Source organism: Nitratireductor sp. XY-223, assembly GCF_004959855.1.
Lineage (GTDB): Bacteria > Pseudomonadota > Alphaproteobacteria > Rhizobiales > Rhizobiaceae > Hoeflea_A.
In genome coordinates this window covers 125,197-147,368 of record NZ_SPNT01000009.1, presented here as the reverse complement: position 1 = coordinate 147,368, position 22,172 = coordinate 125,197, and the positions used below count along the sequence as shown (strand labels likewise).

Below are 22,172 nucleotides of genomic sequence, written 5' to 3'. Positions count from 1 at the left end.
CGGTTATGGTTAATGACAGGTTAGGAAATAAGGCAAGTATTTATTCCGCACAATGACAGGAACGTGAAATTATAAAGCATTTATCGCAAAAAGCGGACTAAAGACCGAACAATTGCGCAGTGTCTTTCGGCATGCGCACAAGCCGGCCCTGCCGATCGACGGTTGCAACCGTCACCTTGGCGACGATTAACTGCCTGTCATTGCAGGTTATTTTCTGATTCAGAACCAGCCGGACCCCGGTCATGCGCTCGGGCTCGGTTGCAATTTCCAGTATGTCGTCCATCCGCGCTGCCGCCCGGAACGCGATATCCATGTGATAGACGACGAAAGCCAGGCCTTCCCGCCCCTCCTGCCCGTCGGCCAGCGCGCCCTGGTTGATGCCGAGGCAGCGCAGGTAGTCGGTGCGGCCGCGCTCGAGAAAATGCAGGTAGCGCGCGTGGTAGACGACGCCCGAAAAGTCGGTGTCTTCATAATAGACCCGCTGCCACAGCCGATGGCCGTTTCCGACGAGTTCCCCGGCAAGCGCCTCTTTCAACAGTGCCTCCATCAACAACTATGGGTGTCCACGCGGTTGACCGAACACAATTTCATTGCCAGAGCAATGCCCCATCGACACATAAGTGACACAAATGCCCGCGGGTCATTGTATTCCTGTCATAATTGCGGTCTAACGCTCGCGCAAAGATGCGAATGGAGGATTTTCCCATGAAAGTTGCGGTACTCGGTGGCGACGGATTTGTCGGCTGGCCGACCTCGCTTCACCTTTCGGAACAGGGCCACGACGTCCATATCGTGGACAACCTTTCCCGCCGATGGATCGATACGGAACTGGGCGTCCAGTCGCTCACGCCGATGGACTCCATACAGGAGCGGACCCGCATCTGGCATCACGAGACCGGACGACGCATCCATTTCCACCTGATCGACATCGCCCGCGACTACGACGTCTTCAAGTCGTGGCTGGCCGAGGAAAAACCGGACGCGATCGTGCATTTCGCCGAGCAGCGCGCGGCGCCCTACTCGATGAAATCCGACCGGCACAAGAACTACACGGTCAACAACAATGTGAACGCCACGCACAACCTGCTGAACGCGCTGGTGGAGACCGGCGTCGATTCCCATCTGGTGCATCTCGGAACGATGGGCGTCTATGGCTATTCGACGGTCGGCGCGGCCATTCCGGAAGGCTACCTGGAAGTGGGCATCGACACGATGGCAGGCGATACGGTCCGGCAGGATATCCTTTACCCGGCCAATCCCGGCTCGATCTACCACATGACCAAGTGCCTCGATCAGCTATTGTTCCAGTTCTACGCCAAGAACGACGGCATCCGCATCACCGACCTGCACCAGGGCATCGTCTGGGGCACCCATACGGAACAGACGCGCCGGCACGAACAGCTCATCAACCGCTTCGACTATGACGGCGATTACGGCACCGTGCTCAACCGTTTCCTGATCCAGGCGGCGATCGGCTACCCGCTGACGGTTCACGGAACCGGCGGCCAGACCCGCGCGTTCATCCATATCCAGGATTCCGTGCGCTGCGTCGACCTGGCGTTGCAGAATCCGCCGGAGCCCGGCGACAAGGTCAAGATCTTCAACCAGATGACCGAGACCCACAGGGTCAAGCACCTCGCCGAACTCGTATCGCGGCTGACCGGGGTTGAGATCGCCTATTTGCCAAATCCGCGCAAGGAAGCCCCGGAAAACGACCTGGTCGTGCACAACGAGCAGTTCCTGGAGCTCGGCCTCGACCCGATCACGCTGGAGGAGGGTCTCCTCGAGGAGGTTGTCGAGGTGGCCAGGAAATACTCCTACCGCGTCGACCGCAGCCGCATCCCGGCCGTATCGGCCTGGACCAAGGACATCGAGCCGACCATCAACCGGGATCCCGAGGGCAAGACGCTGAAATCGGCGTCGTGACCGGGACATTGGCGGCGTGGCCGAACAACCCGAACTGAGCGCGTCGAAACCGGCGAACAGCAAGACCGCCTTTGTGACGCTGGTCACCAACGGCGACTACGCGGGAGGCGCCCTCGCCCTCGTGCGGTCGATCGCGCTGACCGGAACACAAGCCGACATCGTGGTGCTGCACACCGGCGCGGTTCCGGCAACGGACCTCGATGAAGTGGCCAAACTCGGCGCGCGATTGATCCGGGCCGAACTTCTGCCCACGTCGGACGCGTTCAACGAACGGCATGCCCGGGCCCGTCTCCACGCCAATGCGCCCTTCACCAAGGGCCGCAAGCCGCAATTCCACACGCCGCTCGACAACTTCGTCAAACTGCGGCTCTGGCAGCTGGAGGAATACGAGCGTTGCGTGTTCATCGACGCCGACGCCATCGTGCTGCGCAATATCGACCGCCTGTTTGGTTACCCGCAATTTTCCGCCGCGCCCAATGTCTATGAATCGCTCGCCGATTTTCACCGGCTGAATTCCGGCGTCTTCGTCGCCGAGCCGTCCCTGGCGACTTTCGACGACATGCTGAGCGCGCTGGACAGGCCGGACGCCTTCTGGCAGCGGACCGACCAGACGTTCCTGCAGAGCTATTTTCCGGAATGGCACGGCCTGCCCGTCTTCTACAACATGCTGCAATATGTCTGGTTCAACATGCCGCAGCTGTGGGACTGGTCGTCCATCGGCGTACTGCATTTCCAGTACGAGAAGCCCTGGGAGAAGGACCATCCGAGGGCCGGTCAGCTGGCGCCGCTCATCGCGCTTTGGCAGGCGTACCTCTCCGGCGACGATATCCCCGACATCGGGTCGCTCAAGAATCCGGCGGTGGGTCCATGACGCGCGTGCTGGTGACCGGCGGCGCCGGCACGGTTGGCCGCTTTGTCGTCGATGACCTGCTTGAACGCGGATACGAAGTTACCGTTTCCGGCAGGAGCGAACCGGATAAAGAGTCCTTTCGTGCGCCCGTGCGTTTCATCGAACTGCCGCTCGATCCGAAATCGCCGTTCGAGGATGCCCTTGCCGGCTGCGACATGCTCGTCCACGCAGCCTTCTCGCATGTTGCCGGCCGTTACCGCGGCGGCGAAGGCGACGATGTTGCGGGATTCTGGCGCAGCAATTTCCTCGCCACCCTGCTGCTCTTCCAGGCAGCCGCGCAGAGCGGCGTAGAACGCGCCGTCTTTCTGTCGAGCCGCGCCGCCTATGGATCGCAGACGCCGGGCGCGCCGCTCGTTGAAACGACGCCGTGCCATCCGGACACCCACTACGGCGCGGTCAAGCGTGCCTGCGAACGGCACCTGAAGGAACTGGACCGTGACAGCGGGCTTGCCGTGACCAGCCTTCGTGTGACCGGCGTCTACGGATCGCCGCCCGGCGGCGCCGAACACAAGTGGCTCTCTCTCTTTGCCGATTATCGCGCCGGGCGGCCCATCGCGCCGCGCTGCGGCACGGAGGTTCACGGACGCGATGTCGCCGGCGCAATCCGGCTGATGCTGGAGGCCGACAGGTCCAAAGTGGCGGGAGAGATCTTCAACGTCTCCGACTTGCTGGTCGACCGCCACGATCTGCTGGAACTCGTTGCCGAAAGGACGAGGTGCTCAATCCCGCCGCCGGCACCGGCGGATCACGCTTCATACAACGTCATGGACACCGCAAAGCTGCGCGGCCTCGGCTGGCAGCCGGGCGGAAAAGAACTGTTGGAATCGGAAGTGGCGCGCCTGGTCGCAAGGACCGACTAGTCGTCGCCCTCCTGGAACAGGTTGATCTGCTGCTGGGCCAGGTCCTTCGGAACGTCGAGGCCGAGATGCCGCCAGGCATTGGCGGTCAGCAGCCGGCCGCGCGGCGTGCGCTGGATGAAGCCCTGCTGGATGAGATAGGGCTCGATAATGTCCTCGATCGCATCGCGCGGTTCGGAAAGACCGGCGGCAATCGTCTCGACACCGACCGGTCCGCCGCCGAAATTCATCGCGATCATGGTCAGGTAGCGCAGGTCCAACTGGTCGAGGCCGCGATTGTCCACAGAAAGCCGCGTCAGCGCCTCGTCCGCGATCTGCCGTGTCACGGAATCGGCTTTTGCGACTTCGGCGAAATCGCGCACCCGCCGCAGCAGGCGGCCGGCGATACGCGGCGTTCCGCGCGCCCGCCGCGCGATCTCCTGCGCGCCGTCGTCGCTCATCGAAAGCCCCAGCAGCCGCGCGCCGCGCCGCACGATGTCCTCGAGCTCGTCGACGGTATAGAAATTCAGCCGCACCGGAATGCCGAAACGGTCCCTCAGCGGCGTCGTCAGCAGGCCGAGCCGCGTGGTTGCCGCGACAAGCGTGAAGCGGGCGAGGTCGATCTTGACGGAGCGGGCCGCCGGCCCCTCTCCGATGATCAGGTCGAGCTGGTAGTCCTCCATCGCCGGGTAAAGGATCTCTTCCACGGCTGGGTTGAGGCGGTGGATCTCATCGATGAACAGCACGTCGCGTTCCTCGAGATTGGTCAGCAGCGCGGCAAGGTCGCCCGCCTTTGCGATGACCGGCCCGGATGTCGAGCGGAAATTGACCCCCAGCTCCTTGGCCATGATCTGCGCGAGCGTTGTCTTGCCGAGGCCGGGCGGACCGACGAAAAGCACGTGGTCGAGGGCGTCGCCGCGCCCCCGCGCGGCCTCGATGAAGACCTTGAGGTTGGAGCGTGCCTCGGCCTGGCCAGTAAACTCGTCGAGGCTTTGCGGGCGCAAGGTGACATCCGCGTCCTCGCCGCGCGGGTCCGCCGATACGATCCTGTCTTGCTCGCTCATGTTCTACATCCGAGAGGGCAATCGCTCACTGCGCCAGTTCCTTCAGGCCGAGCCGGATCAGCGTTGCCGAATCGGCCGCCTCTCCTGCCGATTTCATCGCCGCGGCCACCGCGGTGGCGGCCTGGTCCCGTGAATAACCGAGATTCGAAAGCGCCGAAACCGCATCGCTCACCGGTCCGGCGGCGACACCCTCGCCCAGTTCCTGCTTGAGACCGATGACGACACCCGCTTCACCCCCGAACGAGGGTGCTTTGCTCTTCAGTTCCGTGACAATCCTCTGCGCGACCTTCGGTCCGATGCCGGGCGCCCGCGCGACCATCGCCTTGTCCTGCAGCGCGATCGCGTTCGCAAGGTCGGCCGCCGAGAGTGTCGACAGCACCGCCAGCGCGACCTTCGCACCGACGCCTTGCACGCTTTGCAACAGCCGGAACCACTCGCGCTCCACCGCCGTGGCAAAGCCGTAGAGCTTCAACTGATCCTCGCGCACGAAGGTCTCGATATGCAGCACCACGGCCTCGCCGGGGCTCCCGATTCCCGCCAGGGTACGCGCTGCGCAATGGGCCACATAACAGACGCCGTGAACATCGATCAGCACGTGGTCATCGCCGATCTCGTCGATGGTGCCTTTCAGTTTCCCGATCATGCGGACCCCGCCTTCTCCGCGACGCGCATACGTCCGGCAAGGCTCTGCCTGTGGTGGGCGTGGCAGATGGCGATCGCCAGAGCATCGGCCGCATCGTCGGTGTCGAACTGCGCCTTCGGAAGCAACACCTTGACCATCATGTGGATCTGTTTCTTGTCGCCGTGGCCGACGCCGATCACCGACTTCTTCACCGCGTTGGGCGCGTATTCCGACACCGGCAGTCCGGCAAGGGCCGGGACCAGCATGGCGATGCCGCGCGCCTGCCCGAGCTTCAGCGTTGCGGTCGCGTCCTTGTTGACGAAGGTCGCCTCGACCGCCGCTTCGTGCGGCTGATGTTCATGAAGGACCTGCGAAAGCCCGTCGTGCAACTGGCAAAGGCGCGATGCGAGGTCGCACTTGCCGTCCGACCGGACTGTGCCGGACCCCACGAAGCGCAGGGTGTTGCCGAGACTTTCGACCATTCCCCAGCCGGTCCGGCGCAGGCCCGGATCGATCCCGATAATGCGTGTGACTGGTGCCTGCATCACACCCCCGTTGTTTTTCCGCCGCTACGAATCTATGCCACAGAAATGCGAACAAAACAAAAACATTTCGTTACTAGTAACAGAAAATCCAGATCGGGGAGCCGGGCGTTTGCGGGTAAACACGACTGTCTGCCAATTGGGCTTCAGTCGAATTGCAAGCCACCGTTCATGTCAATCACTTCTCCGGTGATAAATCCCGCAAGGGGGGAGCACAGAAACGCGACCGTGTGAGCCACCTCCTCCGGCGTACAAAACCGGCCAACAGGCAGCGCCGATATCTGGCAGGCCCGCTGCTTTTCCGACAGTTGTTCGGAAACCATGGGAGAAAGAACATAGGCCGGTGCAATTGCGTTTGCGGTGATGCCCCGACCCGCATACTCGCGTGCCACTGAAAATGTAAGGCCCGATAGGGCGGCCTTCGAGGTTGAATACGCTGTACCGGCGGTCAAACCACCACACTTTGCGGCGTAGGACGACATATTGACGATCCGACCCCACCCGCTTTTTACCATTGGATCGATGAAGCCCTTGGTCAGCCAAAGTGCCGATTCAAGGTTGACCGCAAAGGTGCGGCGCCATTCTACCATGCCCGTAGCCTGCAGCTTGTTGTTGGACAGGATGCCTGCGTTGTTTACGAGGATATCGACGCAATCATGATCCCTGAGGATTCGCCGAACCGCCGACTGTATCTCGGACTCATGGGCAAGATCGGCTACGACCTGGTGACTTTCACAAGGCATCATGCCAGCGGCCCGCGCGAGTGCATCGTGATCGCGATCGATCATGATGGGATAGACGCCCTGTTCAGCCAGGGCTGCCGAAACCGCAGCGCCGATGGCGCCGCCTGCGCCGGTGACCACTGCCGTTTTTCCATTCAAAGTCATGCATGTCCTCCCGCCACGAATACAGGATCGAGGCATCCTATTGCCGCATTGTGAGGTAGATCCGCGCCTTGATGCGTTTGGTGCGATCGCCGACCGCGAGACGGAGCCGCGTATAAGGACCTGGGTCCTCGACTTTGAGGCTTATCAAACCCTCCGCCTTGAAACTGCCTTCGCTTGTTTCATGATTGCACCACGTCAATCCCTCCGGAGACATCTCCGTCTGCAGGTTCAGCCAGGTGTCCGGATCCGCTTCCAGGACATGGACGAACCAGCGACCCCGGTCGACCCAGGCCACTTCATAGGGCTCTGTGACGAATTCGGGTGCAATCTCGACCCCACGCTCAAAGACGGCGGTGTGTGTTCGGTTCAACATGATGATTACCAATCCACGGACGTAAGAATTGAATCGAACCAGATGAAATTGCGAACCGGACTGTGCGTTCTGACATCAACACTTAGGTTCATGAGATTGGTCAGCCCCTGATGAAAACCGCGTTCATATTCGGGTACGACGACGTCTTCCAGATGCATCACCTTGTTGTTTACCTGCAGCAACACATTGCGGAATGTTCCGGTATCAAACTGCCAGCGCAGGTAGTGCCAATTGATCTTTGTGGGCAGCTCGTTGTAACAGAGCGCTTGCTGCCCGTCTGGGATATCCTGCCAATCGTCCGGATCGCGCACATGGTAGTCGGTGGCCCGTGAGGCACTGCCGGACCATTCAAGTTTGGACGTCACCTGAAGGCTCGTCTTGGCCTGCCATTTCTGCACCAACTCGCCTTTGGCATTGCAGTTTACGTACCGCACACAGCAATGGGCTCTCCGATCGCCGTTGGAGATGTCATTGCTGATACAGAAGTCGCCGAAATCCCCCAGGCTGGGATCGATGTTCCCATCGATTTCCTCACCTCGTTTTCCGATCCAGGCTTCAGATTTGACCGCGAAGTAGGTCTCCAATTGCACAAGGCCCGGTTTGACGCTCGTAAGGCGCTTTAGGGCAAGCGCCATGTGGCCGGGCTCTGGGCGTGTTTGAAGTTTAAGCGCGTAATTCCCGTTCATCGCACCATGTGTGCCAATGTCAAAGAAAGTGCAGTTGCTGATTTGCGGTGGACGGAAGTCCGCCTGGACCGGACGTACCTTCTCAAGGTCGCCATCATGGTTGCCGAGAAGCTCGCACCAGCCATTGATCCCATAGTCAAAATCGTCATAGCACAGGATTCTTGGCAGTGGACTAAACCGGCTCAGAGCCGGGTTTGCCTCGATTATCCCGTTTCTGATTGTCGTTGCTTCCAGCACGAAATAGGTCCCTCCTGTGGCCTCAGGCTTTGCCAAATGTGTTGAACTCTTTACGAGTCAGACTCGACTGGTTTGCCAGGTAATCTTCCAGCCGCGCAATCTCGTCGTCCGTCGCATTGCCGAAAAAATCCGGCCGTTCCCGCGCCAACAGCGCGACCCGCGATAAGACTGAAACGATATGCGCACTCATGCTGGCTTCCGCCCGCTGCTGATCAGCGGTCTCGATCGCATCGGCGATGGATGCATGCTGGCCCACGATCTGGAAACGATCGTATCGCGCCAAAGCGGTAAGGTGAGCGACCCGCATGCGGTCGGTATGCCCTCGAAGAGAGTCAACGATGGGTATCAGATGTTCCAGTGCTGCGACTTGAAAAACCTCTCTGTGAAACTCGAAATCAAGTTGATCCAAGGCAGCCACATCGTCCCCCTTGCGTGCTTGTTCCTGCTCAGCGACATTCCTGGTCAGCACCCGTTCGTCACCCGTTTTGAAGAGCCTTGCCGCCTCGCCGGCGGCCGCTGTCTCCAGCACATTGCGCGCAAAGACGGCCTGCCGATAAGCCGACAGGTCCAGAGGGGCGACCATGGTCTTGCGCCTGGACGACACGTGCACCAATCCTTCGCGCTCCAAGCTTTTGAGAACGGCGCGAACCGGCGTGCGGCTCACCTGATATCGGTCAGCTAATTCATTCTCCGAAATCAACTGTCCCGGCGCAAACTTCAGCGTAACGATCGCGGATCGGACAGCACGATACAGGTCATGCTCAGTGTTGGCCCAGCTTGTTCCCGATCCTGTTTTGTCCATTGTGCCAATCCTTCCTTCATGGCTGAGTCAATGTGTGCTCTGCAGCATCGGGCATCGCGCATCGACAAGCTTCTCGGACTTAAGGTCGTCCCAAAGCCGCGCAGGTATTGCGGCAGTCATGTTGGCAATATTCCCTTCGACGTTTTCAGGTGTGCTTGAACCTGCCACAACCGATGCTATCGCCGGGTGGCCCAATGCGAATTGGAGTGCTGCAGCCTGTAGGGGGACTCCGTTCGCTTCGCATACCGCTTGAATCTCACAGGTCTTGTTCAGAACGCCCTGATCGGCGTTCTGATAGTGAAAGAGCGCTCCTGCCTTTGGCCCTGTAGCCAGAATACCGGAGTTAAAGGGCCCGCCCACGATCAGGCTGACACCACGCCGTTCACAAGCCGGCAACAGACCATCAAGGGCCTGCTGGTCCAGCAGCGTGTACCGCCCGGCGATCATCGCGCAATCGAGATCGGTGCTTTCCACGAAGCGTTGGCACCAGTCGGTTTGGTTCATTCCAACCCCGAACGCGGAAATATCACCAGCCTTGCGCAGCTCTTCAAGCGCGGGTATCGCACCGGCCATGCATTCACGATAGCGCTCTTCCGCTGCCGCTTCGCTGCCGTGGGTAGAAGGTTCAACGTCGTGAATCAGCAGGATATCGAGTCGTCCCACACCAAGCCGTGCAACGGATTGCTCATAGGCACGCATGACACCTTCATAGGTGTAGTCGAATGCCGGTCTGAACGACAGGCCGCCGTCCAGCAGATCGCTTGTGTTCTCGCCGCGGCGCAGAGGCAGAAGATGTCGCCCCACCTTGGTGCTGAGAACAAACTGTTCTCTCCGCTTTCGCCGCAGAATATGTCCTAGGCGATGCTCGCTTCTCCCGTATCCGTAGTACGGGGCAGTATCAAAATAGGTAATGCCGTTTTCGAAAGCGGTCTCTACTGTCGAATCAGCCACAGCGTCGTTGGAACAACTGCGGAATCCGCCCAGCGGCGCGCCACCGAATCCCAGGGTGGAAACCTCAAGCCGGGTGTTTCCCAATCGCCGTTTGTGCAATACAGACAAGTGCTGGACTCTCCTTGCAACGCTAGCCGACACGCTGTTTCGTCGTCTCGTCGAAATAATGGGTGTTTGCCGGGTCCGGTAACACACAGACCGACTCTCCAAGCCCTGACCACTCCTGTTTGTCGATGGACATACACAGCTTGTGCGATCCGGCACGAACATAGACCAAAGTCTCCACGCCCGTGTGCTCGACAATCTCAACCTTTGCCTCGATTGCGCCCGAAGTGTCCTTGTCAACGACATTGAGGTCTCGGGGCCTAAATCCGACAATCAAACCGCCTTCGCAGCCGGTGTTGTTCTTTGGGTGTGGAAAGGTCAGTCCATCATCGGACCGAATGACTTTTTGACCGTTTGCAACTGACGGCTTGGCACGGATCATGTTCATCGCAGGTGATCCGATAAAGCTGGCGACGAACACATTCGCCGGCTTATCATAGACCTGCAGAGGCGCCCCGACCTGTTCGATAGTCCCGTTGTTCATGACCACCATCCTGTCTGCCATCGTCATGGCTTCGACCTGATCGTGTGTCACGTAGACGAATGTCGCGTTCAGGCGCTGGTGGAGGGATTTCACCTCCGCGCGCATGTCCACCCGCAACAACGCATCCAGATTTGAAAGCGGTTCGTCGAACAGGAACACCTGCGGCGTTCGGACGATTGCGCGACCCATGGCCACACGCTGCCGTTGTCCGCCGGAAAGCTCACGGGGGTGGCGTTCAAGATATTCTGTCAATCCCAGAACACCCGCAGCGGCAGCCACGCGCTGCTCTATTTCTGCGTTGGTGACACCACGCATCCGCAAGCCGAATGCCATATTCTTCGCCACGCTCATGTGGGGATACAGCGCGTAGTTTTGAAAGACCATCGCAACGTCGCGGTGCTTCGGCTTCAGGTCCGTCACATCCGTTCCGTCGAAACTGATTGTGCCATCGGTGACGTCTTCCAACCCGGCGAGCATTCGGAGCAGCGTTGATTTCCCGCAGCCCGACGGCCCGACAAGAACCACAAACTCCTTGTCCTGAACATGCAGGTTGAGGTTACGGAAAATTTCAACAGCGCCGTATCGCTTGTGAAGATCAGAAATCTCAATGGTGGCCAATGGTATGTCCTCTATTCACATGTCAGCCTTTCAAAGACCCCGCAGCGAAACCCGCTACGATGTATCTTTGAACGATAAGCGCAAGAATGAATGGTGGTAGGGACGACAGCACCCCCGCAGCGAGCACCAGGTCAAAACGTGCTGCCTCGATACCTATGAATGACGAGGCAATCACCGTAACCGTCTGGCTGTTCAAGGTTTTGGTGAACGTCACCGCGTATAGAAATTCACTCCACGAAGCCATGAATGCGAGAATGAACGTGGCGACGATCCCGGGGACTGCAAGCGGGAGCATGATCCTGATCGCCGCTGTCAACTGACCGCAACCATCAACCCAGGCTGCCTCCTCCAATTCGATCGGGATGGTCTTGAAATAGGACTGCAAAAGCCAGATCGAAAAAGGAACGGTAAAGGTGCAGTATACAAGCACCAACGACGCCGTTGTATCGATGAGTCCGATCGTTCGAAGCACCATGAAGACAGGCACGACCAGGACAATTGAAGGCACTGTGCGCAACATCATGTAAGCCATCAACAGTGGCAGGGACAGCCGAAATCTCAGACGCGCGAAGCTGTAGGCGGCCGGTATTGCGATCAAGATCGTTGCAAATGCAACGAACACGGATGTCTTGATGCTGTTCCACAGGGCCGGCATGATGTTTTGAACCTGCAAGCCCCGCGCGTTCACCTCCGCCACCAACTCAGGATTAAACCCGAATATCGCCCGATAGGCATGAAACGACGGGTCGTGAGGATACCAGTGCGGGGGCACCTGAAACATTTCCTTTTCCGTCATCAAGCTGGTCGAAACCATCCAATAGACCGGTCCGATCAGGTAGATCATTGCGATCGCCGCCAGGCACAGCAACACCGCATTTCGGCCCGCTTTACGGAGTGCCAGTCTCGTTTTTCTGGAGAGTCTCATCGGGCAAACTCCCCCCTTTTCCACAATAACCGAATGTAGAAAACCGACAAAAGCAGCGTCATAAACGCCATCACAAACGCGTAGCTGTTGCCGCGCCCGAAATCCAGAAAACTGAAACTCCTGGTATAGGTGAGCCAGCCCAGAACCGTCGTGGCATCACCGGGACCGCCTCCCGTCAGCACGAAAACGAGGTCGAAGACGCGCAACGCCTCCATGGTTTGCGTGATCAGCACAATCAGCATGGCCTGTGACAACCAAGGCAGCGTGATATGGAAGAACCGGCTGAGGCGGCTCGCTCCATCCACCTTGGCAGCTTCGTAGAATTCATCAGGAATGGTCTGCAGCGCCGCCAGGAATACAATCGTGACAAACGGTACCTGATGCCAGACTTGCGCGGTTATCAGCGAAGCCATTGCGAAATCTGGATCCAGTGCCCACGCCCTAGATTCGCGTATGATTCCGAACGACTTGAATATCGCATTCAGCAGGCCGAAACGACCATCATATATCCATGACCAAACCAGACCGACAACAACGGGAGGCATGGCCCAGGGCACCAAGGTAAGTGCGCGAACCAAGCTGCGGCCCGGAAATTCTTCATTGAGAAGCAGGGCCAATAAAAGACCGATCAACAAGGAAAAGGCGATCGTTCCGGCGGCAAATACAGCAGTCACTTGGATCGCGTTCAGAAATTCCGGCGCATGCAGTAATTCAAAGTAATTATCGAGACCAATAAACTGTGTCCGATGGGGACGACGAAGGTTCATTGAATGCAGCGACGTCCAGAAGGACCAGCCGATCGGAATGACCGCCATGAAAACCAGCCAGATAATGGCAGGCGAATTCAGGGCAAAGGCCGAGAAGGACTCCCTTCGTTCACGGGTTTGTTCCCGATCAATCGCATCATGCCCGAGGGCAACATTATCAACACTTGTCATTTGCATCCCGGTACACTTGCAAAGCCAACCGCTTTATCGACAAAAAGCTCTGCCGGCTGACCGAGTGATCGCTGATATCGGGCGATATTTCAGCCGGCAGATTTGGGTTTGATCTACTCCTTGGCGAGGCGCCGCGCCCGCTCCGCGGAAGCTGACAACGCGTCCTTTACTGAGACTTTTTTGGTCAAGGCGTCTTGGACCTGCTGCATCCAGAATGCCTCCCATTCGGGATACCAGTACGTCTTCACAGCCTCCTTCTGCCGCACCATTTCGCTGATCGTGTTGTAATTTTCGGTTTCGCCGTTATTGGTTTCCTTGACCATTTCAACGTAGTCAGCATGTTCGAGAGCCGGCAAATACGCCGCGCGACCGCCAAAGGCGATCGATCGCTCACGATGGGTCTGGTAACTGCCGCTGGCCTCGGGTCCCGAAATGTGATGGATGAATTGCCAGGCAGGCTCCGGCAACTGCGCGTTTGCCGCAATGCCGATCTGGTGGAAAGCGCCCACAGTTGACACATCATCGCGCTCAAGGCCGGGCATCTTACCGAGGAACACCTCGCCCCGAACGGACGAATCGGCATCGACATTGGCGAAACGCAGCGCCCACCGCGCCAGGCAACCACCAGCTACGTGACCTTGCTTTATGTCATTGCGTCCATCACCCCAGTTCTTTCCGAAATCATCCGGACCGACAATTTTCCAGTCGTTGATGGCCGCAACATACCACTCCAGAACGTTGCTGAGCGTATCATCCTTCCCATCGAATAGCGGTTGATTCTCTTCATCGAACATCCGCCCGCCAGACCCAAAGACGAAACACCAGATCGACCACATCTGACCAGGAGCCTGCTTCAATCCGAGATGAAGCGGGAATTCGTTTATGCCGGCCTTTTTTATCGCCTGCATTTGAGCGCGTATTTCGTCAAGGTTCTTTGGCGGCGAGCCAAAGCCCGCATCGTTCAGCATTCGCCGATTGTAAACATAGCCAAATGGATCCATCGTGTAGGGTATGCCATAGGCACGGCCGTCCAATCCTTTGCCAGCCTCTATTGCCGCTGGTACCGCATTCGCGGCGACGGCCTCATAGCCCGGCATCTCATCGACCGGCGCAAGAAACCCGGCATCGGCCCAACCGCTCAATTCAGTTTCAGGGATTGTCATCGAATCGAGTTTGGAGCCTCCAACAAATTCAGCCGTTAGCGCGTCCCTGTATTTTGCGAAACTTACATTATTCCACTGAACGGCCACATCCGGATGGAGGTCCAGGAAGCGATGCGCGCCGATTATTTCCGGCGGATTGGAGCCCCAGTTGCGAAAATCGATCACCTCATCCGCGTCCCGAAGCAGTGATTCCGGTTGCCCCTTGTCGGCCGCAAAAGCCGCCGGTGATTTCACCGCTGCAAGCGCTGCCGCACTTGCCGACCCGAAAATAAATTTCCGTCGTGTTGTACCAAAACGCATTGCTCTCCTCCTGCTGCACTGGTTCTTTATTCAAACCCGACTTTCGGATTTCCCGCTCAAGCACTTCCGTCAAAACCGAGCCTCCGCTGAGCTTGTAACATATACCAAACTGGGATACAAGTTTGGTATACAATATTGTCGTGGCAGGTTTTATCGGTGAAATTTCAGAAGCTTAACAAAGATGATGTAGCCGCTGAACCGGTTTACGATCCTGACCGTCGTATTGTCGATTCCCATATTCACCTGTGGAATCGCGATCTGACCGGTTCCTATCTCACACCCAATTTAGCCGACGACCTCGACGACGGACACCGGGTCGAGGCGGTTGTTTACGTCGAATGTTCAGAACGGTACCTGTCCGACGGACCGGAACACCTCCGCTCGGCCGGCGAAACGGACTACGCTGCTCATTGCGCAAACCGCGAACCGCGGATCAAGGGCATTTTGGCCCATCTCAATCTCATGCAACCCGAGAAGTTTCGCGAGGCCTTGAACCTGCACAAAGAGCGGGCTCAAGGTTTGCTAGCTGGCGTAAGGCACGCCGCGGCGTGCGATCCGAACCGCCAGGGTCTTGCAAATCCCGGGCGGGCGGCACCGGGAATCCTCCGGAATTCCACCTACCGGGATTCAGTACGCTGTCTTGGCCGCCATGGCCTGGTCAATGACCACTGGATATTCTTCCATCAGATTCCGGATCTGACGCGGCTTGCACAGCATGCGTCCGAAACCCTGATCGTCATCAACCATTTTGGAATGCCGTTGGGCGTTGGGCCGTATCGAGACGCCATGCAAGAGGTGAAGAGCACTTGGCGTGCAAACATGAAAGCCCTAGCTGCTTGCCCCAATGTTCACGTCAAACTTGGTGGTCTCGGGGCGCCGGATTGCGGTTACGACTGGAGCATGCGCAAAAACCCGCCATCATCTGAAGAAGTCTCGCGCAAATATGATTTCTGGATCCACCGGACTGTCGAAATGTTCGGTCCCGACCGGTGTATGTTTGGAAGCAATTTTCCGGTGGAACGGCTCTCGGTTTCCTATCGGACGTTTTGGAATGCGATGAAAAGGTCCGTTGAAGGCTACTCTGATAGCGAAAGGGACGCGCTGTTTTCCGGAACGGCGCGCCGTATTTATAGCCTTTAAGCATATTCGTTCCGGAATTTTCCGGTTCTGACACCCATCGGTCCCCAGACAACAGTCTGCCGGATTATTATGCATCCGCCAGCTTGATCATCACCTCGTCGGAAATGTCGAAATTAGCGTAGACATTCTGCACGTCGTCATCGTCCTCGAGCGCATCGATCAGCCGCATCAGCGTCCCGGCCTTTTCCTCATCGACCTCGGTGCTCGTCTGCGGCTTCCAGACCGGCTTGACGGATTCGGCCTCGCCGAGACTGGCTTCCAACGCCGAGGAGACATCGCCGATGGCCTCGAAGGCGCAGGTGATGGTGTGGCCCTCTTCACCGGACTGGACATCGTCGGCGCCGGCCTCGATTGCCGCTTCCATCACCGTGTCCTCGTCGCCCGCCTCGGCCGCATAGACGATCTCGCCCACCCGGTCGAACATGAAGCCGACCGAGCCGGTTTCCCCGAGCGTGCCGCCATTTTTGGTGAAACAGGCGCGCACATTGGATGCCGAACGGTTGCGGTTGTCGGTGAGCACTTCGACGATGATGGCAACGCCGGCGGGGCCGTAGCCCTCGTAGCGGATTTCCTCGTAGTCCTCGCTGTCTCCGCCGGCGCCCTTGTTGATGGCACGTTGGATGTTGTCCTTCGGCATGGACTGGCCCTTGGCGTTCTGAACGGCGAGCCGCAGTCGCGGATTTCCCTCGATATCGGGACCGCCCATCTTGGCCGCAACGGTCAGTTCCTTGGACAGCTTGGAAAATAGCTTCGAGCGCACCGCGTCCTGGCGCCCCTTGCGGTGCATGATGTTCTTGAATTTTGAATGGCCTGCCATGGCACCCGCCCACGTCTTACTCGGTTTCCTGAATGCGCCGCCTTATAGGAAAGTCGGTGCTGGTCGTCCAGCGGCAACTTGATGCCGTCGGAAAGTTCAACCTGAGATCGGTTTGCCGTGGGCTGCCTATTGTGGCATTGAAGTAACGTTATTACGTGCAAGTGAGAGTCGGCGTTGGGCCGGCGGGTTTATTGCAAGTGGCGGCGGTCGGGGGTTCGCTTGAAAAAGGGCCACAGTTCATAAGTACCGGTATGGCGTAATTTTTTAATCCGACAGGGCGGTGTCGTTGATGTTTTAACGAATTACAAGACGGGACGGGCGATATGAGGATACATTGGGGGTTCGCAACTTTAATATGCGTTCTGCCGGCGATGGCCGGCATAGCAGGCGGTTTCAGCGCCGGCGGCGGAGACAAAACGCAGGTCATCAGCGGTGAAGCGGAGGCGCGGCCGGTTTCGCAGTGCCAGGCGGTCGCTTCTTTGCCGAACGAGGGAACGGTCCGCCTGGCGGTCGGAGAGCCACTGACGCGCGAACAGGTCCGTATCTCGTTCATCGGCCACTCGACCTATCTCGTCGAGACGCCGGAAGGCATCACGATCGCGACCGACTACAACGGCTACATAGGCGGCAATGCCGCTCCGACCGTCGCGACGATGAACAAGGCACATTCCAGCCATTTCACCCTGCAGCCGGACCCGGCCATCGAGAACGTGCTGCCGGGGTGGAACCCGAATGGCGGCCCCATCGACCACGATGTCGTTATCGGCGACACCTACATACGCAACGTGACCACCGACATCCGCTCCGGATTCGGTGGCAGGGAGCCGGATGCGAACTCGATCTTCATATTCGAGGTCGCCGGACTTTGCATCGGGCACCTGGGACACCTGCACCATGAACTGGAAGACCGGCACATCGCCGAGATCGGCCGGCTCGATGTGGTCATGGTTCCGATCGACGGCGGCCTGACCATCGGACACGAGAAGATGAGCGAGATCGTCAAGCGGCTGCGGGCCTCGGTCATCCTGCCGATGCACCGCCGCGGCACGTCGATCAACGCTTTTCTGGATCTTTTCGGCAGCGATTTCGCGCATGAATTCCGCTCCGAAGACACCCTGACGGTGACCCTGCGGAACCTGCCGAAACAGCCGACGATCATCATATTGAATGGCGTTTAGCCCGAATCCCGCCAGCGGCTAGAACACGGGCAGGCTTTCCTCGAGACGCGGTCCGATGCGCAGCGGCTGTATCGTTTCGGCGAGGCCGGTACGGTCGGAAATCTCGACGGCGACACCGCACAGCGTCGCCGGGCCCGTCGCCGCCTCAAACCGTCCCTTGGGGATCTTCGAGACAAAGCGGTTGATCGGCTCTTCCTTGTCCATGCCGAGCGATGAATCGTAGTCGCCGCACATGCCGGCATCGGAAATATAGGCCGTGCCGCCGTTGAGGATCTGGTAGTCCGCCGTCGGGATGTGGGTGTGGGTTCCGACGACAAGGCTGGCGCGCCCGTCGACGAAATGACCGAAGCATTGTTTCTCGCTCGTCGCCTCGGCGTGGAAATCGATGACCACGGCATCCGCCTGTTCCCCGAGCGGACAGGCCGCAAGCGCCTTTTCGACGGTCATGAACGGATCGTCGAGATCCGGGCTCATGAAGATCCGTCCCATGATGTTGGTCACCAGGACGCGCGCGCCGTTGCGCGCGACATAGATACCCGATCCGCGTCCTGGCGCGCCATCCGGGAAATTGGCGGGTCTGATGAACCGGTCCTGCCGCTCGCAGAAACTCAGCGCCTCGCGCTGGTCCCATACGTGGTTCCCCGTGGTGACGACATCGGCGCCGGCATCGATCGTCTTGAGATAAATCTCCTCGGTGATCCCGAAGCCGCCCGCCGCGTTCTCACCGTTGACGGCAACGAAATCGAAACCGTACTCCTCGATGAGTCCCGGCAGCTTCTCCCACACAACCGTGCGGCCGGTCCGGCCGACCATGTCTCCGAGAAAGAGCAGTCTCATCTGTCACCGGTTTCGGGCATTGGGCGCAGCCCCCTTTCCGTCAGGATCGCCGACAAGGCGACGTCATGGCTCTCGCTGGGTACCCGCTCCACCTCCTGGGCAGCGAACGCGACGCCAACGAGACGCGGTTCTATTCCCTTTTCGTGCAGATTGGAAATCGCCCGGTCGTAATGACCGGCGCCGTAGCCGATCCGATGGCCCGCGCAATCGAAGGCGGCAAGCGGAACGAGCAGCAGTACCGGATCGACGATTTCAGCATCCGGCCCCGGCCCCGCCGTGCCGAAGCCGGTATCGACCATCGGTGCGCCACGGACCAGCTCGCGAAAGACGATCGTGGTTTTGTCGAGTATGGCCGGAAGGCAAAGCCGGGCGCCCTTCTCCCGCAGCGAGAACATCAGCGGCCGGACATCGACCTCGGAGCGGATCGGCCAGAAGCCGGAGACCATCGTCCCGGGCGTTACCTCGATTTCCCGGGCGCCGATCCTGTCGATCTCCAGGCTCGCCTCGATGCGCGCCTCCGCGTCCATCGCGTCGCGGGCCGCTAGCGCCTGCCGGCGGAGTTCGTTTTTGAAACGCTTTTCGGACATTAGAGCGAGATCGATCTGGGCAACCGGTTGAAGAGAGCGATCCGCGGCAACCGGCGGAAGGTTTACGATCCCGGGAACCTACAAAGTAGGTGGGCGCCGTGTGTAAAAACCCACGGGTCTAAACAGGGACAGCTCCCTCTGGATCGAATAAGGCCCCGGGGATTGTGTTTCCTGCCGAGAGGCGCAGACCGCCGCGGGAATATAGTGGCGCCCCGCGCAAAGCGCCAGCCCCAAAACGGCATTGAATGCCGGTCGCGGATCCGATTTCAGGCTTTCTCGAGTTTTTCGGCGATGCGCTCGACCTTGTCGGCGATCGCGGCAATCGTCTCGGCCAGCGTCGCATCGGCGTCGTCGACGCGGGCAAGCGCGGTATCGCGCGTTTTCTTCAGGCTGCCGACTTCGCTTTCAAGCCCGTTGAGCTTTCTTTGTGCCTCGCTCAGTTCGTCCATGACAAGGATTCCCGCCATGACCGTCAGCCGCAGGTCGCCGATTTCGCCGAACTCGCCTTTCAGGTGACCGACATAGCGATCGAACTTGCCGGCAAGCTCCGTCAGGTGCGCCTCCTGGCCCTCTTCGCAGGCCATTCGGTACGCTTTGCCATCAATGTTCACTGTCACCTGGGCCATTGACTACCGATCCAGCACCGCGCGGATCGTCTCCATTGCCGTCACCAGCCTGCGGGAAACCTCGCGATTGGCCTCTTCCAGCCTGGCGGCGCGGTCCTCGGACTGGTCAAGTTCCTGCGCCAGCCGGGATCTGTCGGAGTTGAGGCGCTGGACCTCTTCCTCCGCCTCGGTGAAATCGCGTTCTTTCTCGACGCGACCGTCTACCGCGTTTTCAAGCCTGGAGAGGACCTTGTTGAGGCTCTCGAGTGCTGATTTTGCTGTTTTCTCGCCTGACATTGCCGTGTCACTTGCCTTCGAGTTCACAAATCTTTTGATTCTCGGGCACTTACAGTTCGAAGATTATGCGTTGCGAAAACCGGGCGTCAATTTATGTCGTCGATATGACGCAATTCGTTTGGGGATAACCCGCTATGGTCCGCAATCGGGCACGAATTGCGGCCCATGCCCGGCGGACGGACGCGATTCCGCGCCCGGTGCCGCCGAAATGCCGGCCGCCGACTCAATCGTCAGACCTCATTTGTTGACTCCGCGTCGCCACCTGCTATGTGTCACCTGCTTTCAACGGGCGGCAGCGAGGCACCGCCTCCAGATACATTGATTAAGCTGAAAATGTCATGATCCCACGCGAAAAACATGATCGGATGGCGAACGCGATCCGCTTTCTCTCCATGGATGCCGTAGAAAAGGCCAAATCCGGTCATCCCGGCCTGCCGATGGGAGCAGCCGACATCGCGACCGTCCTTTTCACCAAGTTCATGACCTTCGACCCGAAACGGCCCGAATGGCCGAACCGCGACCGCTTTGTGCTGTCCGCCGGCCACGGCTCGATGCTGATCTATTCGCTGCTCTATCTGCTTGGATACGAGGACATCACGCTCGAAGAGATCAAGAACTTCCGCCAGCTGGGCTACAAGACCGCCGGTCACCCCGAATACGGTCACGCCGCGGGCATCGAGACGACGACCGGGCCGCTCGGCCAGGGCCTGGCAAATGCCGTCGGCATGGCCATCGCCGAGCGCAAGCTCGCCGACGAGTTTGGCAGCGACCTGATCGACCACCACACCTATGTGCTTGCCGGCGACGGCTGCCTGATGGAGGGCATCAGCCAGGAGGCGATCGCGCTTGCCGGGCACCTGAAGCTGAACAAGCTTGTCGTGTTCTGGGACAATAACGGCATTTCCATCGACGGGTCCGTAAGCCTCTCCGATTCGACCGATCAGGTTGCCCGTTTCCAGGCGAGCGGCTGGAACACGATCGAGGTCGACGGCCACGATCCCGACGCGGTCGCCGATGCGATCGTTGCGGCGAAGTCTTCGGATCGCCCGACCATGATCGCCTGCGAGACGACCATCGGCTACGGCGCTCCCAACAAGGCCGGAACGGCGAAGGCGCACGGATCTCCGCTCGGCGCGGATGAAATCTCCGGCGTTCGCGACACGCTGGACTGGCCGCATGAACCGTTCGAGATCCCGTCCGATGTGCTCGACTGCTGGCGCCTTGCCGGGTTGCGCTCGACGAAGGAGCACAAGGCCTGGGAAGACCGTGTCGAAGCAACCGGTGCCGAGCGCCGCGCCGCCTTCACCCGCCGCATGGCCGGCGAGTTGCCGGGCGGCTTCGAGACGGCGATGGACGAATACAAGAAGAAGCTGGCAGCGGACAAGCCGACCCTTGCGACCCGCAAGGCATCCGAGGCCGCGCTGCAGGTCATCAACGGTATCGTTCCGGAGACGATCGGCGGCTCCGCCGACCTGACCGGATCGAACAACACCAAGACCGAGCACACGGATGCGATAACGCCGGACGACTTCTCCGGCCGCTACATCCACTACGGCATCCGCGAGCACGGCATGGCGGCGGCCATGAACGGCATAGCGTTGCACGGCGGTCTCATCCCCTATTCCGGCGGGTTTCTGATCTTTTCCGACTATTGCCGCCCGTCGATCCGGCTGGCGGCCATCATGGGCATCCGCGTCATCCATGTGCTGACGCATGATTCCATCGGCCTTGGTGAGGACGGCCCGACACACCAGCCGGTGGAGCATCTTGCCTCGCTTCGCGCCATGCCCAACCTGCTGATGTTCCGCCCAGCCGATGCGACGGAAACGGCCGAGTGCTGGCAACTGGCCCTTGAATCGGAAGCGCGTCCCTCCGGCATCGCGCTGACCAGGCAGAACCTGCCGGCCGTGCGCACCTCCTATATCGAAGACAATATGTGCGCTTTCGGCGCCTATGATCTGGTTCCGGCCAGCGATGCGGACGTGACGATCTTCGCGTCCGGCTCCGAGGTGGAAATCGCCCTGGAGACCTGCAAGAAGATCGAGGCTTCCGGATACACGGCCCGCGTGGTTTCGGTGCCCTGTTTCGAGCTCTTCGAAGAACAGTCGGATGAATACAAGCAGGCGATACTGGGTCATTCACCGGTGAAGATCGCCATTGAGGCCGGCGTCCGGCAGGGATGGGACCGCTTCATCGGCAATGACGGTATCTTCATCGGCATGAGCACCTTCGGTGCATCGGCGCCCTACAAGGACCTGTACAGCCATTTCGGCATAACCGCTGACGTGGCCTTCGAGGCCGTCGAGGCTAAATTGAACAATCTGGCAGGTCAGGCCGCCTGA

24 protein-coding genes and 1 other RNA gene are annotated in these 22,172 nt (G+C 59.3%); 6 read left to right on the top strand and 19 right to left on the bottom strand.

Annotated features, from left to right (window positions below):
- Window positions 1-97 precede the first annotated feature (97 nt).
- Window positions 98-547: a YbgC/FadM family acyl-CoA thioesterase gene (locus tag E4M07_RS23825; protein WP_136660920.1), complete on the bottom strand. Its 450-nt coding sequence runs from the start codon at window positions 545-547 to the stop codon at window positions 98-100.
- Window positions 548-705: 158 nt separating this feature from the next.
- Between E4M07_RS23825 and E4M07_RS23820 the strand changes: the two genes are divergently transcribed.
- Genes E4M07_RS23820 through E4M07_RS23810 form a run of 3 tightly spaced genes read left to right on the top strand, consistent with a single transcriptional unit; the run spans window position 706 to window position 3,696 of the window.
- Window positions 706-1,926, top strand: coding sequence for an NAD-dependent epimerase/dehydratase family protein (locus E4M07_RS23820; RefSeq protein ID WP_136660919.1), 1,221 nt, complete (start codon window positions 706-708; stop codon window positions 1,924-1,926).
- Window positions 1,927-1,942: 16 nt separating this feature from the next.
- Window positions 1,943-2,797 carry a glycosyltransferase gene (locus tag E4M07_RS23815; protein ID WP_246660577.1) on the top strand — a complete coding sequence of 285 codons (855 nt, stop codon included), beginning with the start codon at window positions 1,943-1,945 and terminating at the stop codon, window positions 2,795-2,797.
- Window positions 2,794-3,696, top strand: a complete 903-nt coding sequence (locus tag E4M07_RS23810; protein ID WP_136660917.1) for an NAD(P)-dependent oxidoreductase — start codon at window positions 2,794-2,796, stop codon at window positions 3,694-3,696. The genes E4M07_RS23815 and E4M07_RS23810 overlap by 4 nt, the downstream gene beginning before the upstream one ends.
- Here the strand turns inward: E4M07_RS23810 and ruvB are convergent.
- From ruvB to E4M07_RS23750, 12 genes are all read right to left on the bottom strand, one after another.
- Window positions 3,693-4,736 carry a Holliday junction branch migration DNA helicase RuvB gene (gene ruvB / locus E4M07_RS23805; protein WP_136660916.1) on the bottom strand — a complete coding sequence of 348 codons (1,044 nt, stop codon included), beginning with the start codon at window positions 4,734-4,736 and terminating at the stop codon, window positions 3,693-3,695. The genes E4M07_RS23810 and ruvB overlap by 4 nt on opposite strands.
- 25 nt (window positions 4,737-4,761) lie before the next feature.
- Entirely contained in the window at window positions 4,762-5,379 is a 618-nt protein-coding gene (gene ruvA, locus E4M07_RS23800; protein WP_136660915.1) for a Holliday junction branch migration protein RuvA, read from the bottom strand.
- Complete coding sequence (ruvC, locus tag E4M07_RS23795; RefSeq protein WP_136660914.1) at window positions 5,376-5,903, bottom strand: crossover junction endodeoxyribonuclease RuvC; 528 nt, start codon at window positions 5,901-5,903, stop codon at window positions 5,376-5,378. Before ruvC ends, ruvA begins: the two co-directional genes overlap by 4 nt.
- A gap of 143 nt (window positions 5,904-6,046) precedes the next feature.
- Window positions 6,047-6,787 (bottom strand): SDR family NAD(P)-dependent oxidoreductase, encoded by a 741-nt coding sequence (locus E4M07_RS23790; RefSeq protein ID WP_136660913.1) that lies wholly within the window; start codon window positions 6,785-6,787, stop codon window positions 6,047-6,049.
- A 37-nt stretch (window positions 6,788-6,824) separates the two neighbouring features.
- Window positions 6,825-7,160, bottom strand: a complete 336-nt coding sequence (locus E4M07_RS23785) for a hypothetical protein (RefSeq protein WP_136660912.1) — start codon at window positions 7,158-7,160, stop codon at window positions 6,825-6,827.
- A gap of 5 nt (window positions 7,161-7,165) precedes the next feature.
- A complete protein-coding gene (locus E4M07_RS23780; protein WP_136660911.1) occupies window positions 7,166-8,083 on the bottom strand; it encodes a DUF6772 family protein in 918 nt (305 codons plus the stop codon).
- Window positions 8,084-8,105: 22 nt separating this feature from the next.
- Window positions 8,106-8,885, bottom strand: coding sequence for a GntR family transcriptional regulator (locus E4M07_RS23775; RefSeq protein ID WP_136660910.1), 780 nt, complete (start codon window positions 8,883-8,885; stop codon window positions 8,106-8,108).
- Between the two features lie 27 nt (window positions 8,886-8,912).
- The gene (locus tag E4M07_RS23770) at window positions 8,913-9,944 is read right to left on the bottom strand and encodes an aldo/keto reductase (protein ID WP_136660909.1); all 1,032 of its coding nucleotides are present in this window, start codon (window positions 9,942-9,944) and stop codon (window positions 8,913-8,915) included.
- A gap of 22 nt (window positions 9,945-9,966) precedes the next feature.
- Window positions 9,967-11,043 (bottom strand): sn-glycerol-3-phosphate ABC transporter ATP-binding protein UgpC, encoded by a 1,077-nt coding sequence (ugpC, locus tag E4M07_RS23765; protein WP_136660908.1) that lies wholly within the window; start codon window positions 11,041-11,043, stop codon window positions 9,967-9,969.
- A gap of 22 nt (window positions 11,044-11,065) precedes the next feature.
- Window positions 11,066-11,968 carry a carbohydrate ABC transporter permease gene (locus E4M07_RS23760; protein WP_136660907.1) on the bottom strand — a complete coding sequence of 301 codons (903 nt, stop codon included), beginning with the start codon at window positions 11,966-11,968 and terminating at the stop codon, window positions 11,066-11,068.
- The gene (locus E4M07_RS23755) at window positions 11,965-12,906 is read right to left on the bottom strand and encodes a sugar ABC transporter permease (protein WP_169054367.1); all 942 of its coding nucleotides are present in this window, start codon (window positions 12,904-12,906) and stop codon (window positions 11,965-11,967) included. The genes E4M07_RS23760 and E4M07_RS23755 overlap by 4 nt, the downstream gene beginning before the upstream one ends.
- 113 nt (window positions 12,907-13,019) lie before the next feature.
- Entirely contained in the window at window positions 13,020-14,369 is a 1,350-nt protein-coding gene (locus E4M07_RS23750) for an extracellular solute-binding protein (protein WP_136660905.1), read from the bottom strand.
- 156 nt (window positions 14,370-14,525) lie between these two features.
- Between E4M07_RS23750 and E4M07_RS23745 the strand changes: the two genes are divergently transcribed.
- Window positions 14,526-15,509 carry an amidohydrolase family protein gene (locus tag E4M07_RS23745; RefSeq protein ID WP_169054366.1) on the top strand — a complete coding sequence of 328 codons (984 nt, stop codon included), beginning with the start codon at window positions 14,526-14,528 and terminating at the stop codon, window positions 15,507-15,509.
- Between the two features lie 67 nt (window positions 15,510-15,576).
- Here the strand turns inward: E4M07_RS23745 and E4M07_RS23740 are convergent, their stop codons facing one another.
- Complete coding sequence (locus E4M07_RS23740) at window positions 15,577-16,326, bottom strand: YebC/PmpR family DNA-binding transcriptional regulator (RefSeq protein ID WP_136660903.1); 750 nt, start codon at window positions 16,324-16,326, stop codon at window positions 15,577-15,579.
- Window positions 16,327-16,697: 371 nt separating this feature from the next.
- Here E4M07_RS23740 and E4M07_RS23735 point away from each other — a divergent pair, with 371 nt between their 5' ends.
- Window positions 16,698-17,504 carry an MBL fold metallo-hydrolase gene (locus E4M07_RS23735; RefSeq protein ID WP_136660902.1) on the top strand — a complete coding sequence of 269 codons (807 nt, stop codon included), beginning with the start codon at window positions 16,698-16,700 and terminating at the stop codon, window positions 17,502-17,504.
- An 18-nt stretch (window positions 17,505-17,522) separates the two neighbouring features.
- Here the strand turns inward: E4M07_RS23735 and E4M07_RS23730 are convergent, their stop codons facing one another.
- The 5 genes from E4M07_RS23730 to E4M07_RS23710 all read right to left on the bottom strand — a co-directional run bounded on the left by E4M07_RS23730 (window position 17,523) and on the right by E4M07_RS23710 (window position 19,830).
- Window positions 17,523-18,341, bottom strand: a complete 819-nt coding sequence (locus tag E4M07_RS23730; protein ID WP_136660901.1) for a TIGR00282 family metallophosphoesterase — start codon at window positions 18,339-18,341, stop codon at window positions 17,523-17,525.
- Entirely contained in the window at window positions 18,338-18,928 is a 591-nt protein-coding gene (locus E4M07_RS23725; protein ID WP_136660900.1) for a 5-formyltetrahydrofolate cyclo-ligase, read from the bottom strand. The genes E4M07_RS23730 and E4M07_RS23725 overlap by 4 nt, the downstream gene beginning before the upstream one ends.
- A 34-nt stretch (window positions 18,929-18,962) precedes the next feature.
- Window positions 18,963-19,121, bottom strand: a non-coding RNA gene (gene ssrS / locus E4M07_RS23720) — 6S RNA.
- 73 nt (window positions 19,122-19,194) lie between these two features.
- Entirely contained in the window at window positions 19,195-19,554 is a 360-nt protein-coding gene (locus E4M07_RS23715; RefSeq protein ID WP_136660899.1) for a cell division protein ZapA, read from the bottom strand.
- Between the two features lie 3 nt (window positions 19,555-19,557).
- Complete coding sequence (locus E4M07_RS23710; RefSeq protein WP_136660898.1) at window positions 19,558-19,830, bottom strand: DUF4164 domain-containing protein; 273 nt, start codon at window positions 19,828-19,830, stop codon at window positions 19,558-19,560.
- A gap of 338 nt (window positions 19,831-20,168) precedes the next feature.
- On the opposite strand from E4M07_RS23710, the gene tkt reads away from it, so the two are divergent.
- Window positions 20,169-22,172, top strand: coding sequence for a transketolase (gene tkt / locus E4M07_RS23705; protein WP_136660897.1), 2,004 nt, complete (start codon window positions 20,169-20,171; stop codon window positions 22,170-22,172).